Annotated in this window: 13 protein-coding genes; 12 read left to right on the top strand and 1 reads right to left on the bottom strand. The window is 70.6% G+C overall.

Features of this window, described 5'->3' with window-relative positions; translation table 11 throughout:
• The first annotated feature begins 148 nt into the window (after positions 1–148).
• From ACSURM_RS00485 to ACSURM_RS00500, 4 genes are all read left to right on the top strand, one after another.
• On the top strand, positions 149–2,380 hold the full coding sequence (locus ACSURM_RS00485; RefSeq protein ID WP_436952315.1) for a BTAD domain-containing putative transcriptional regulator: 2,232 nt from the start codon (positions 149–151) through the stop codon (positions 2,378–2,380).
• Between the two features lie 22 nt (positions 2,381–2,402).
• Positions 2,403–3,020: a flavin reductase family protein gene (locus tag ACSURM_RS00490; RefSeq protein WP_436952317.1), complete on the top strand. Its 618-nt coding sequence runs from the start codon at positions 2,403–2,405 to the stop codon at positions 3,018–3,020.
• Positions 3,013–3,204 carry a hypothetical protein gene (locus ACSURM_RS00495; RefSeq protein WP_436952319.1) on the top strand — a complete coding sequence of 64 codons (192 nt, stop codon included), beginning with the start codon at positions 3,013–3,015 and terminating at the stop codon, positions 3,202–3,204. Before ACSURM_RS00490 ends, ACSURM_RS00495 begins: the two co-directional genes overlap by 8 nt.
• Before the next feature lie 520 nt (positions 3,205–3,724).
• Positions 3,725–4,573, top strand: a complete 849-nt coding sequence (locus ACSURM_RS00500; RefSeq protein ID WP_436952321.1) for an AfsR/SARP family transcriptional regulator — start codon at positions 3,725–3,727, stop codon at positions 4,571–4,573.
• Positions 4,574–4,851: 278 nt separating this feature from the next.
• On the opposite strand, the gene ACSURM_RS00505 is transcribed toward ACSURM_RS00500, so the two are convergent.
• The gene (locus tag ACSURM_RS00505; RefSeq protein ID WP_436952323.1) at positions 4,852–5,292 is read right to left on the bottom strand and encodes a MerR family transcriptional regulator; all 441 of its coding nucleotides are present in this window, start codon (positions 5,290–5,292) and stop codon (positions 4,852–4,854) included.
• Positions 5,293–5,356: 64 nt separating this feature from the next.
• Between ACSURM_RS00505 and ACSURM_RS00510 the strand changes: the two genes are divergently transcribed.
• The 8 genes from ACSURM_RS00510 (at position 5,357) to ACSURM_RS00545 (ending at position 13,146) form a co-directional block, all read left to right on the top strand.
• Complete coding sequence (locus ACSURM_RS00510; protein ID WP_436952325.1) at positions 5,357–6,265, top strand: NAD(P)-dependent oxidoreductase; 909 nt, start codon at positions 5,357–5,359, stop codon at positions 6,263–6,265.
• 249 nt (positions 6,266–6,514) lie between these two features.
• A complete protein-coding gene (locus ACSURM_RS00515) occupies positions 6,515–6,910 on the top strand; it encodes a YybH family protein (RefSeq protein ID WP_436952327.1) in 396 nt (131 codons plus the stop codon).
• 9 nt (positions 6,911–6,919) lie between these two features.
• The gene (locus tag ACSURM_RS00520; protein ID WP_436952329.1) at positions 6,920–8,314 is read left to right on the top strand and encodes an FAD-dependent oxidoreductase; all 1,395 of its coding nucleotides are present in this window, start codon (positions 6,920–6,922) and stop codon (positions 8,312–8,314) included.
• Positions 8,311–8,670 (top strand): nuclear transport factor 2 family protein, encoded by a 360-nt coding sequence (locus ACSURM_RS00525; RefSeq protein ID WP_436952331.1) that lies wholly within the window; start codon positions 8,311–8,313, stop codon positions 8,668–8,670. The genes ACSURM_RS00520 and ACSURM_RS00525 overlap by 4 nt, the downstream gene beginning before the upstream one ends.
• Positions 8,671–8,716: 46 nt before the next feature.
• Positions 8,717–9,895, top strand: coding sequence for an acyl-CoA dehydrogenase family protein (locus ACSURM_RS00530; protein ID WP_436952333.1), 1,179 nt, complete (start codon positions 8,717–8,719; stop codon positions 9,893–9,895).
• 100 nt (positions 9,896–9,995) lie between these two features.
• The gene (locus ACSURM_RS00535; RefSeq protein ID WP_436952335.1) at positions 9,996–11,396 is read left to right on the top strand and encodes a flavin monoamine oxidase family protein; all 1,401 of its coding nucleotides are present in this window, start codon (positions 9,996–9,998) and stop codon (positions 11,394–11,396) included.
• A gap of 43 nt (positions 11,397–11,439) precedes the next feature.
• Positions 11,440–11,841: a YybH family protein gene (locus tag ACSURM_RS00540; protein WP_436952337.1), complete on the top strand. Its 402-nt coding sequence runs from the start codon at positions 11,440–11,442 to the stop codon at positions 11,839–11,841.
• Between the two features lie 120 nt (positions 11,842–11,961).
• Positions 11,962–13,146 (top strand): acyltransferase family protein, encoded by a 1,185-nt coding sequence (locus ACSURM_RS00545; RefSeq protein ID WP_436952339.1) that lies wholly within the window; start codon positions 11,962–11,964, stop codon positions 13,144–13,146.
• Positions 13,147–13,529: the final 383 nt, after the last annotated feature.

The raw sequence follows: 13,529 nt of genomic DNA on the forward strand, positions 1-13,529 counted from the left end.
GGGAGCCGCGCGGCCCCCTCCCGGGGCGCTTTGGCCGAGGTTTGTGTGCGCTTGGACCGGACCGCCGCAGGATGGTAGCCACCGGTACAGGTACGTCCTGTCGCCCAGGCTTCGTGCCACGGGCGCACACTGACATGGGGGGATACCGATGGAGTTTCGCGTTCTCGGTTCGATGGAGGTCGTCCACGACGGTGATCAGGTCAGACTGGGCGGCAGCCAGCGGCGGGCCATGCTCGGCTTCCTGCTGCTCCAGGCCAACCGTACGGTGGCCGCCAGCCGGCTGCTGAACGCGCTCTGGGACGAGGACGAGGCGCCCCGGACCGCGCGGAAGATCCTGCAGAACGCCGTGCACGCCCTGCGCGGCGTCCTCGCTTCCGCGTCCGACGGCTCGTCGGGAGCCGCGCGACTGCTGACCAGGTCGCCCGGCTACATGCTGCAGGTGGCTCCGGAACGGATCGACCTGCATGTGTTCCAGAAGTGGGTCGCCCAGGCCCGGGAGAAGAAGGCGCAGGGCGCCCCGGAGGAGGCCGCGGAACTGCTGCGCGACGCGCTGGCACTGTGGCGCGGCCCCGCCCTCGCCGACCTGGTGGAGGTCGGCTTCGAGTGGCCCGAACTGGTCACGGTGCAGAACTCCCGGCTCGACGTGCTGGAGGACTACTTCGACACGCAATTGACCCTCGGCCGGCACCACACCGTGCTCGCGGAGCTGGAGACGACGGTGCAGGCCGAGCCGCTGCGGGAGCGCCTGTGCGGCCAGCTGATGCTGGCGCTGTACCGGTGCGGCCGGCAGGCGGACGCCCTGAGCACCTACAGCCGTGTGCGCAACCTGCTGGTCGAGGACCTGGGGCTGGTTCCGGGCCAGCCCCTGCAACGGTTGCAGCAGGCGATCCTCACCCAGGACCCGGCGCTGTCCCTGCGCACCGGGCCCGGCCCGGTCGCCGGTCTGACCGTCGCCGGCCTGACCGGCGACCAGCCGCGGAAGGCCGTCGCGGTGTCCGCGCCGGCGGCCGCCGGGAACGGGGGACGGGCGGCCCGCCCCGCCGCCGGTCCGGCCCCGCGGGGCCCGGAGGGCCGCTCCCCGGACGCTACGGCGGACCGGGGCACCGAACGCCGGTGGGTGAGCGTGGTCGCGCTGCGGACCCAGTTCGTGCCCCCGCCGGGTGAGGTGTCCGGCGAGGGGCTGGAAGACCTCCTGGACGACGCGGCCTCGGTGGTCGGCGAACAGATCGCCCGGTTCGGCGGGACCGTGACGGCGTCGCTGGGATCCGTCTCGCTGGCCCTCTTCGGCATCGGCTCCTCCGCCGCCGAGGACCACGTCCGCCAGGCGGTGTCGGCCGCTCTGGCCGTACGTGACACCTTCGGGTCCCGCTCGGCCTCGGCCGCCGGTGCGGCCGGCCTGACGGTGCACGCCTACGTGGACACCGGGGAGGTGCTGCTGCGCCACTCCACGAAGAGCGATGTGCCGATCGTCATCGGCACCGTCCTCGACGAGTCCCAGCCGATGCTCTTCGACGTGCCCGCCGGTGAGGTGCGGGTCAGCGACGCCGTCCGCCGCCTGACCGAGGACGCTGTCGCGTACCGTTCCTCGGGCAGCACGGCGGCCCCCTGGCAGGCGATCGGCACGCGGCAGGTGCTGGCCCGCGGGGGCGGTGTTCTGGCGGCGGACCAGTCGTCCGAGGCGGACGTCCTGTGCGCCCTGGCCGAGCGCACCCGCCACCGGTCGGTGCCCCATCTGGTCACGGTGGTGGGCGGCGCCGGGACCGGTAAGAGCCGGCTGCTCGGGGAGTTCGCCCGCCGTATGGCGGGGCAGCCGGTGCCGGTCAGGGTGCTGTCTGCCGCCGTGGCTCCGGACGACGGCCCGGCGCGCGTGCAGGCCCGGTTGTTCTCCCTGTACTGCGGCGTCCGCCCCGGCGACGACACCCTCACCGCGCGCGCCGCCGTGACCCGGCGGACCGAGGCCCTGGTCCGCTCCGAACGGACCGCGCGGTGGTTGTTGTCCCGGCTGCTGCCCCTCGTCGACCCGGCCCTCGCGCCCGCGCCCGCCGACGAGGTCCTGGACGCCTGGCACGAGTTCTTCCACCGCGCGGCACGCGGCGAGCCCCTCGTGCTGTGCGTCGACGACCTGCACCGGGCCGGGGACGCCGTGATCGACGCGATCGCGGGACTGGCCGGGAACACCGCGCCGGTGCCCCTGTTCGTGGTCGCCACCGCCAGGCCCGAACTGCTGCTGCGGCGCCCCGCGTGGAGCGGCGGCCTGGCTCACGCCACCACCGTGACGCTGGGCCCCTCGGAGCGGACCGGCACCGAGCGGTCCATGGGCATCCCGGTGGCCGCGGCGCGTGGCGAGCATGCCCAGCGGGTCGGCGGGCAGGGCCGCTGATCATCCGGTTACCCGGGAATGAGTGTCCGTGGTACGCAGCGGCCTATGTTCGCTTCATGAGTCCGACGAAGGGTTTGGCATGAATCCGGCGTCCGTCGTGAAATCCACCGACCGCATCCCCCTGGCCTCCTCCTCCCTGCGAGACGCGATGTCGTGTTTCGCGACGGGTGTCACCGTGCTGAGCGTCGGCGGCGAGGACATCCACGGTATGACCGCCAACGCGTTCACCTCCGTTTCCCTGGAACCGCCGACGATCCTGTGCTGTGTGGCCCAGGACGCGGTCATGCACAAGGCGCTCACTTCCCAACGGCGCTTCGGCGTCTCGATCCTGGAGGCGGGGCAGGAACGACTCGCCCGCTATTTCGCCGACAAGCGGCGCCCCCTGGGGCCGGAGCAGTTCGACGGCCTCGACTGGGACCTGGGCGAGTTCAGCCGGGCGCCGCTGCTGCACGGCGCGCTGGCATGGCTCGAGTGTGAGCTGACAGAGTGTCATGACTCGGGTGACCACACGCTGTTCCTCGGCAGGGTCGTCGATGCCAGGACCCGTACCGGCGGATCGGGGCTGCTCTTCTTCGGCAGCGCGTTCCTGGGCACCGGGGCCGGCGGCGCGGGGCACACCGGGGAGCCGGCCCATGCCTGACGAGGACGGGCCGGACGGTGACGACATCGCAGGCACCCCCAACGCGGGCCTCATCGTCCGGGCGTTGAACGTGGGGCTCGCCCGGTCGGCGGCGGTACGGGCCACCACCAGGCTCGGCCGGCCGGACGAGCATCCGTCCGGAGCCCGGTCCCGCTCGTCCCACCGGTCCGCCATTCCGTCGTAAGCACCACTGCCCAGCGTCGGCGGCGAAGACAGTGAGCCCGGCCCGCACCGGAGTGCGGACCGGGCCACAGTCATGCTCACCGACCGACGCCAGGCGCACCGGCGGAAAGAGGACCGGGATCCTCTTCCAGGGTGTCAGGGGCCGGGGTGTGGGGCGGAGCACGCAGCGGTGTCGCGCGCTCTGCCAGGCCACGCTCGCACGCAACGTCGGAACCCCGCATGCGGCACCGGGACCGGCCGCGCGCGCGACCGGAATCCGTATCGTCGTCCGCTTTCCCCTGCCCCGCGCGATCCGCCCACCACCCCTTCCACCCGGCCACAGCGTCCCGACCGGCCCGTCCACCGCGCCGTACACCAGCGGCCGGATGCGGCATTTGAGTAACCAATACCGGACTACCATCCGGTAACTTGACTCTCTCTTTGTCAGATACAGGCGTCCTATCCCGATGACTCCTTACCCTCGGGGCAGTACCACCACCCCGCCCCGGGGCGTGACAAGCGTTGGAACAGGAGCGTGCGTAGTGCGGTTCAATCTCATCGGCCTGTTCGAGATCATCACCGACGACGGCGAGAGGCTCACTCCCAAGGCGCCCAAGGTCTGCCAGACGCTGGCCGTCCTGGCCCTGCACGCACGCAAGGCGGTGACCACGGACGTCCTCGTCCGGGAACTGTGGGGGGCGGACCCGCCGGCCGGCGCCGTCCGCACCTTGCAGACGCACGTCTACCACGCGCGCCGGATGCTCAACGACGCCCGTGTCAGCGCCTCCGGACGCCAGTTGCTGACGACCGAGGCGCCCGGCTACCTCCTGGACGTCTCCGGGGACGAGGTCGACGTGGGCGTCTTCGAGAAACTGGTGCGCCGCGCCCAGTGGGAGCTCGCGGAGGGCTCGCCGGAACAGGCCTCCAGACACCTCGTCACGGCCAGGGAGCTGATGCGCGGCCCCATCCTGAGCAATGTGCCGCATGGCAGCGTGCTGGCGTCCCGGATCGCCCACTTCGAGGAACTGCGGCTGCGTGCCCTGGAGTTCTGGGTGGAGACCGAGAACCGTCTCGGCCGCCACCGGGAGCTGCTCCCCGAACTGCGCACCCTGGTCGACGACTACCCGCTGCACGAGTGGTTCCACGGGGAGCTGATCTCGGCGCTGTACCGGGCCGGTCGCCGGGCCGAGGCCCTGGAGGCGTACCAGAACCTCTATCGCATCCTCAAGCGCGAGCTGGGCCTGGAACCCGCGCCGGAACTCCGCCAACTCCAGGCCCGCATACTGGACTCCACCGTCACCGAGATCCCCGCGCAGCTGTCGCGGTTCAAGGAGCGCCGGCCCGCGCCGCACGGCGCCCCGCCCTTCTGGACCTGCACGGCGGCCGGCTGATCCCACGGCCGGCTCGTGCGACCGCCCGGTCCGCCGTCACACGTACGGCGGGCCGTCGCACGCCCTGTCACCGGGTCGCGGTCCGGTACGGGGGGAGGGTGGACGGCGAGGACGGCGAGGCCGGGGCGAGCCCGTAACCGGTCCGCGATCCGGTTTGGGGATTTCCGCGACCGTACCGGCGTGTGCGCCGTCCTGAGTTCCAGCGGGCCGCAAGGGGCGCCCGGTTTTCCGCCGGGAGCAGGGACCTGGCGGGCCCGCGACGGGAGGCCGGGCCCGCTTCAGCTGTGCGCGCCGCGCAGCAGTGCCTCGAAATCGGCCGGTTCCCGTTCCGACGCCGCATGGCAGGCCCCGTCCTCGACGACGTCGCGCGGCAGCGTGGCGGTCATGATGGTGTCCAGCACGACGCGCGCGGCCTGGAGATCGGCCACCGCCCGGTCGATGCGCTCCCGCTCGTGCTGAAGGTCGGACAGCATCCCGGTGCAGGCCGGCGCCAGCAGTTGGCCGTCGTCGACCATGCACGGCAGCAGGGCGCCGATCGTCCGCGTGGAAAGGCCGGCCCCCAGCAGCGTACGGATGTTCTGCACCGTACGGACATCGTCCTCCGAGTACTCGCGGTACCCGCTGGGGCGGCGCAGGGGGCGCAGCAGTCCCTGTTCCTCGTAGTAGCGAAGGAGGCGCACACTGACGCCGGTCCGACGGGAAAGGTCTCCGATGCGCATGTGTCGCTCACCACACCAATTCGAGTTGACTCTCACATCGATGTGAGACCCTAGCCTAATCGTCATGACAACGCAGTCAACTGACCAGCAGAACAAGCCCGTTACCCTGATCGGTCTCGGCCCGATGGGCATGGCCCTGGCCGAGACCCTGCTGAAGAAGGGCCATTCCCTCACCGTCTGGAACCGCAGCCCCGAGAAGGCCGACGGCCTCGTGGCCAAGGGGGCCCGGCGCGCGGCGACGGTGGCCGACGCGGTGGCCGCGAGCCCGGTCACCATCGTGTGTCTCACCGACTACGAGACCATGTACAAGGTCCTGGAGCCGGCCGCCGAGGCGCTGCGGGGCCGCGCCCTGGTGAACCTCAACTCCGGTACGCCGACCGAGGCGCACGCGGCCGTCAAGTGGTTCGAGGAGCGGGGCGCGGGTTACCTCGACGGCGCCATCATGGTGCCGCCGTTCCTGGTGGGCGAGCCGGGCGCGGTGTTCCTCTACAGCGGTTCCCAGTCCGTCTACGAGCAGCATCTGGAGCCGCTGACCAGCCTCGGCGACCCGCGCTTCCTGGGGGACGACCCCGGTCTCGCGGTGCTCTACAACACCGCCATGCTCGACATGATGTACACGACCCTGAACGGCTGGCTGCACGCCACCGCGCTGGTCGGCTCGGCGAACGTGTCGGCCGAGAAGTTCGCGGAGCTGGCGCTCGGCTGGTTCATGCCGGTCGTGGTCGACTACGCGGGCCTGGCCAAGCAGGCGCCCGACCTGGACGCCGGCCACTACCCGGGCACCCTGAACACCCTGGAGATGAACCTCAACGCACTGGACCACATCACCCGCACCAGCGAGGAGCAGGGCGTCCACTCCGACCACCCGCGGCTGATGAAGGAACTCGCCGAGCGCGCCATCGCCGAGGGCCACAGCGGCCAGAGCTACCTGGCGATCTACGAGCTGTTCAAGAAGGCGACGCCGCGCCCCTGACGCTCCTGTAGCCATCAGGGCGAACAGACGGTCCCAGCCCCGCCCCGGGGGCTGGGACCGTCTGTTCTCCGCCCCGTGACTCCGCCGGACCGGGCCGGGGCACCGCGTCACGGCCGCGGTGGAGAACGCGTTACTCGCTGATGTCCGGCCAGTGGATCACCGCTCATAGGCTTCTCGCCGGATTCGGGTCATGCGAAGACCCGATCCGGTCAATGTGGAAGCACGACGATTGGTTGGGGCGGTTTCACTGTGACCACTACCCATGCTGGCGGCGTCGAAGCGCACCTCGAGGTCTACGTCCGGGCTTTCAACTCGGGTGATCCCGACGCCGTCAACGAGCACTACACCGACGAAGCGGTCTCCGCCTGGGATCCCGACAAGCCGCTGACCGGTCAGGCGCGCAAGGACAGCCTCGCGGAGTTCCTGGCGCTGAAGCCGACGCTGACGGCGAAGATCCGCGAATCCCACGTCACCCGTGACACCGCGCTGCTGACCGTCGACTGGACCATGGAGGCGCCCGGCGAGGACGGCAACGTCGAGCGGCTCTCCGGCATCGGCACGGACGTCCTGACCCGCGGGGCGGACGGCAACTGGCGCTACGCCGTGGACGCCCCGTACGGCGACCCGCGCAACACGGCCGGATAACCGCCGGCCGTGGGTACGAAATGCGGAGACCGGGCGATCGTCCTGGGCGGGAGCATGGCGGGGCTGTTCGCGGCCCGGGTCCTCTCCGACGCCTACACACATGTCACCGTCATCGACCGGGACACCCTCACCGGCGCGATCGAACCGCGCAAGGGCGTGCCCCAGGGACGCCAGGTGCACGGCCTGCTGGCCAGCGGTCACCAGGTCATCGAGGAACTGTTCCCCGGGATCACGGACGAGATGGTGCGGGCCGGGGCCCATCTCGGTGACCTGGCCGGGAACCTGCGCTGGTACGTGAACGGCGTGCGTCTGCGGCGGAGCCGGACCGGGGTACAGGCACTCACGTCCAGCCGGCCGTTCCTCGAACGCCATGTCCGTGAGCGCGTCCAGGCCCTGCCCAACGTGGAGTTCCTGGAGCGCCGCGACATCCTGCGGCTGTGCACCACGCCCGGTCACGACCGGGTCACCGGTGCCGTGGTGGCCCGTCAGGACGACGGCGGCGCGGAGGAGACCCTCACCGCCGACCTGGTCGTGGACACCACGGGCCGCGGTTCGCGCACCCCGTCCTGGCTGGCGGAGTTCGGGTACGGACAGGTGGAGGAGGAGCGGCAGAAGATCGGCCTCGGCTACACCACCTGCCACTACCGGATGCGCTCGGACCCCTACCGGGGTGACACCGCCATCAACATCATGGCCTCCCCCGCCCTGCCCCGGGGCGCCATCGCCGCCAAGGTGGACGGGGACCGTACCGTGGTCACCGCCTACGGCATCCTCGGCGACCACCCGCCCGCCGACCACGAGGGTTTCCTCGCCTTCATCAAGTCGGTCGCCGTGCCGGACATCTACGAAGCCCTGCAGGACGCGGAGCCGCTGCACACCCCGGTGGCCTACCGGTTCCCCGTCAGCCTGCGCCGCTGCTACGAGCGGCTGCCCCGGTTCCCACAGGGGCTGCTGGTGATGGGGGACGCGGTGTGCAGCCTCAACCCCTCCTACGCGCAGGGGATGACGGTCGCCGCGCTGGAGACCCGCACCCTGCGCCGGCACCTGCGGACCGGCCGGGCACCGCAGCCGCTGGCCTTCCAGCGTGACATCGCCCGGGACGCCGTCGACCGTGTCTGGGACCTCATGACCGGAAGCGACCGCGCCTACCCCGGCGTCAAGGGCGAGCGGAACCTGATGAGCCGCGTAGGCCATTTCTACGTGACGCTGGTGCAGCGGGCCGGCACCCGCGACCCCGCGGTGGCCGCCGCGTTCCTGCGGGTCATCGCGCTCCTCGAACCCGCCGAGTCCCTGATGCGGCCCGCGATGCTGCTGCGCGTTCTGCGGCACTCGCTCGGCACCGCCCCCGCAGATCTCCGTGCCCTGATACCGGGCACGGCCGAAAGAGGTGCACGCACACGATGACCGACACATCCGTCGACCTCGTCCACCGCTACATCGAGGTCATCAACGAACGCGACGACGCCCGCCGCCGCGCCCTGCTCGCCGACCTGTTCACCGAGGACGGGTCGTACATCGACCAGAACCTGACCGCTCCCCTGGTGGGGCTGGAGGCCATCAACGAGTCGATGGTCGAGATGCAGGAACTGGCGCCCGACGACTACTTCTCCATCATCTCGGTGCTCGGCTCCCACAACGACATGGTGCTGTTCACCTGGCGCTGGGCCACCCCGGGCGGCGCGATGTCACGCGCCACCGGCACCGACACCGTCCTGATCCGGGACGGGCGCATCCACCGCATCCTCGGCTTCATCAACTGACGCCCACCGCACCGCGACTCACTTCCGCAACGCCCAGGAAGGCGAAATGACCACCACAGCCACAGCAGTCGACACCGTGCTGCGCCAGGTCGAGAAGATCGTGCCGACGCTCCGGGACAACGGTGAGGCGTCCGAGACGCGCCGCTGGATCCTCGACGAGAACATCGACCTCCTGGACAAGGCGGGCGTGTTCCGGATCGCCACACCCCGGCGGTTCGGCGGCCTCGACCTCTCGCTGGCCGACCAGGCCCGGGTCCTGACCGAGATCGCTCGCGGCTGCGGCTCGACCGGCTGGGTCTCCATGGTGTGGGTGTCCAACGCCTGGGTGGCCACGCTCTACCCGGACCAGGCCCAGGAGGAGGTCTTCGCCCAGGACTCCGTCCGGATATCCGGCGGCTTCACTCCGAGCGGCACCCTGACGCCCACCGAGGGCGGCTACCTCCTGAACGGCAGTTGGCGCTTCAACACCGGCTGTCGTGGGGCACACTGGAACATCGCCGCCGCGCTGCTGGAGCAGCCCGACGGTACGGTGGAGGACCTCGTCGCGCTCGTGCCGATGGACCAGTTCACCGTCGCCGACGACTGGAACACCTCGTCCGCCGCGGCCACCGGCAGTTCCACCACCACCGCCATGGACGTCTTCGTGCCCGCCCACCGGGTCATCGGTTTCGAGGACGCCGTCCTCAACACCACCCCGGGCCGCGCCCACGCCGGCAAGACCGGCCGGGACTACGGCCTCTTCAGCTTCGTGATGGCGGAGTGCGCCGCCACCTTCATCGGCATCGCCCGTGGCGCGCTGGAGCTGTTCCTCGACCGGGTGCCCGGCCGGCCCATCACCTACACCTCCTGGACCGACCAGGTGCAGCACCCGCTGACCCAGATCCAGGTCGCCACCGCGGCCAACAAGATCTCGGCGGCCGAAGGGCTCGCCGAGGGCTGGCTGCGCCGGCTCCAGGCGCGGGCCGACGCGGGCGAGCAGCCCACCGTCGAGGAGAAGGCCACCGTCCGCGGCCAGGCCGCGTACGCCATCCAGCTGGCCAAGGAGGCGGTGGAGACGCTCTACAACGCCAGTGGGGCCTCCGCGATCCAGCGCGGCGTCCCCATCCAGCGGTTCCACCGCGACAGCCAGGGCCTGGCTCTGCACGCCCTGCTGCTGCTGAGCACCAACCTGGAGACCCACGGGCGGGTCCTGCTGGGGCTCGACCCCGACACGCCGCTTCTGTGAACCGGCGCGCCGGGTGTCCCACCGGTCGGGTTCCACACCTTCCCATCCCGATACCACCACCACACCACAGACAGACCGCACACGTACCCACGGGGGAACAGTGAACGAGCAGCATCCCGTAAGCCGCCGGAACGTTCTGAAGGCGGGCGGCACGGCCGCGCTCGCCGTCGGCGCCGGCTCGCTCCTCACCGGCCCGGCCTTCGCCGAGGACGGCGAGACCGGCCTCTACGACGCCATCGTCATCGGTGCCGGGTTCGCCGGCGCCACCGCCGCCCGCGACCTCAAGGACAAGGGACTGCGCCCGCTGGTCCTTGAGGCCCGCGACCGCGTCGGCGGACGGGTGTACAGCGCCGACTACGACGGCGTGGCGATCGAGCGGGGCGGCGCCTGGCTGCACCCGAACTACCACCGCACCTACGCGGAGATGAAGCGCTACGGCCTCACCACGGTCGTGGACACCCCGGTGGAGCAGGTCATCTACCCGCGCAACGGCACCTACGCCCCGGTCGACCCGGTGGCCACCTCCCAGCGCGTCGGGGAACTGCTGGGCAGGGTCTTCGAGGGTTCCCAGGACTACTTCCCGCGCCCCAACGAGCCGCTGTACCGCGCCGACCTCCTCAAGAGCGTCGATCCGCTGTCGCTGGCCGACCGGCTGAAGGCGCTGAACCTGTCGTCGGAGGACCGCAGCCTCATCCACGGCCAGCTGGCCACGTACTCGGGCGGCGATGCCGCCAACGGCGGCCTGACCGCTCTCGCCCAGTGGTGGGCGCTGTGCGACTGGAGCGCCGACGGCTGGAACAAGATGACCGCGGCCCGCATCAGCACCGGCGCCACCTCGCTGGTCCAGGCCATGCTCAACGGCATCCCCGTCCGGCTGAGCTCCCCGGTGGTGTCCGTCACCGACAGCGGCGGCAAGGTGCGGGTCGTCACCAGGAGCGGGCTGGCCTACTCCGCGCCGGTGGCCGTCGTCGCCGTCCCGGTCAACATATGGCGCACCATCCAGTTCAACCCGGGCCTGCCCACCGTGTTCGCCAACGCGACCACGGAAGGTGTCGGGGTGCGCCCCCACGCGGCCAAGATGTGGCTCAGGGTCGCGGGCGTGACCACCCGGCTGGCGGCGCAGGGAGAGGCGGGCGACCCGATCGCGTCGCTGGTCACCCACGGCTTCTTCAGCAACGGCGACGCCCTGATGATCGCTCTCAACGGTCCCGGCCTCAACGTCAACGACCGGGCGAGTGTGGAGGCCGCGCTGAAGCGGATCGTGCCCACCGGCCGGGTCATCTCGACGAAGGTCCAGGACTGGGTCAACGAAACCTACACGCAGGGCGGTTGGGGCATGCGTCGCCCCGGTCAGATGCTCCGTCAGCTGCCCGCCATCCACCAGCCGCACGGGCGGATCACCTTCGCCGGCGGCGACATGCCCAACGGCTGGATCGGCTCCTTCGAGGGCGCGATCGAGACCGGGAACCGCGCCGCCACCCAGGCCGCGGCGCTGATCTAGCACGACGTGGACGCCCGGCGGACAGACAACGGAGGTCTTACCCATGTCCATCGATCCGCGTGACCTGAAGCTCACGGACGACCCCGTCCAGCAGAACGAGGTGTTCCTCGCCGCGTTCAACACCGGCGACGGAGCGGTCTTCGACAGTCTCTACCGGGACGACGCCATATCGAACCTGTCGGGCAGCCCGCTCACCGGTGCCGAACGCACCCGGGTGATCACGGAGTTCCTCGCGCAGAAGCCGAGGCTCAACGCGAAGTTCCTCAACGCCTATGTCGCGGGCGACGCTCTTCTGATCTTCGTCGAGTACGACATGGAGGTGCCCCAGCCGGACGGTGGCCCCGTGCACATGCGCGGCACCTGCACCGACGTACTGCGACGCGGCGAGGACGGCAACTGGCAGATGGTCATCGACCGTCCGGTGGCCGAGGAAGAGTACGCGTAGGAACCCCTCGGCAACAGCCCTTCACCCACGCGCGAGCCGGCCGCGGCCCCGGATCCCTCCGACGGCGGCCGGCTCGCGCCGCTGCGCCGCGCAGACCTGATACACGAAAGGGGCCGTCCGATGGCTCAGACGCAACAGGCTCGGGAATCGCTGACCGGGACGGAGGGGAAACGGCCCCCGTTGGCGTCGCTCACCGGGATGCGCGGCGTCGCCTCGGTGATCGTATTCCTCTGCCACATCATCATCCTGGCCGGCGACCTGCCCTACGAGGTCGACGTCCTCACCATCTTCGAAGATCCCGGGATCCGTGACACCTACCGGTCGGTCTTCGGGTTCGTCGGCTACACCTGTGTCTCCTTCTTCTTCGTCACCAGCGGCTTCATCCTGACCTGGGCGTCCCGCCCGAAGGACACGCTGGCCCGTTTCTGGCGCCGCCGCTTCTTCAAGATCTTCCCGCTGCACCTGGTGACCTACGGCATCGGCATGCTGGTCCTCACCGGGGCGAACACCAACGCCAAGGACCTGCCGGCCATCTTCCTCGTACAGAACTGGGTTCCGGACACCAGGGTCATCTTCAGTGCCAACGGCCCGAGTTGGTCCATATCGGCCGAGGTGTTCTTCTACTTCCTCTTCCCGTTCCTGCTGCTGGGCATCAGGAAGATCAAGGAGACCCACCTCTACGGCTGGCTGGGGGGCCTGGTGGCGGCCGCCCTCGCGCTCACCATCGTCAGCCATCTGGCGATCCCCCTGGAACACCAGGTCTGGTTCAGCTACGTGTTCCCGCCGGTGCGGATGCTGGAGTTCGTCGCCGGCATCATCGTGGCCCGCCTGATCCTCAGCGGCCGCTGGCTCGACGTCGGGTTCGGTCCCGCGGCCCTGCTGCTGGCCGTCTTCTGCTGTGTCGCACCGCAGTTGCCGGAGGTGTTCGCCTTCGCCACGTTCACCTTCGTCCCCGTCATCCTGATCGTCGGCGCGTCCATCCGGGCCGACCTCACCGGCCGGCGCACCCTGATGCGCGGACGGCGCCTCGTCTGGCTCGGCGACCTCTCCTTCGCCTTCTACCTGGTGCATCTTTCGGTCATGCTCGGCGCCCGGAAACTGATCGGGCAGGACAAGTCCTGGGGTGTTCCCGGTGCCCTCCTGTTCATCGTGACCACATACGCCATCACCCTGGTGTGCGCCTGGATCCTGCACACCTGCGTCGAGAAGCCCGTGATGCGGCGCTGGAGTTCGCCCCGGCGGAAGCCGAGCCCCGCGCAAGAGGCACCCGCCGCGCTCAGCCGCCCGGCCGAGCCCGTGCAGTGAGCCGGCCGCCCAGGCGGACGCGGAGGGGCGGCCGGGGGACGGGCCGCCCGGTCCCCCGGGCCCCGTCGTCGCCCCGCCGGGCGTGAGACGCCCCCGCCGCGGACGGCCTCCCGCCGTGCCGCGTCACCGCGCCGGCCAGGACACGGTTCCTGGCCGGCGCACATGCGTGTTGGGGGCTCCAGAGGCGCGTGTTACTGGCGTGTTTCATACTTGACCGACACTTGGTGAGCTGTTTACCCGTCGGCGACTTGACACTCTCTCTTCGTACAGTGGCCCCCACCCTAGGTGCCTATTACAGTCGGCAGAACCCTCGTGGGAGCGAAGTCAGGACGGTTCATGGAGGTGGGGGATGGCATCGCGCGTCGAACCGGCGGCGCCGGGAG

Origin of the sequence: Streptomyces sp. SudanB182_2057 (genome assembly GCF_964272715.1) — a bacterium.
In the GTDB taxonomy this organism is placed as follows: Bacteria; Actinomycetota; Actinomycetes; order Streptomycetales; family Streptomycetaceae; genus Streptomyces; species Streptomyces rubradiris.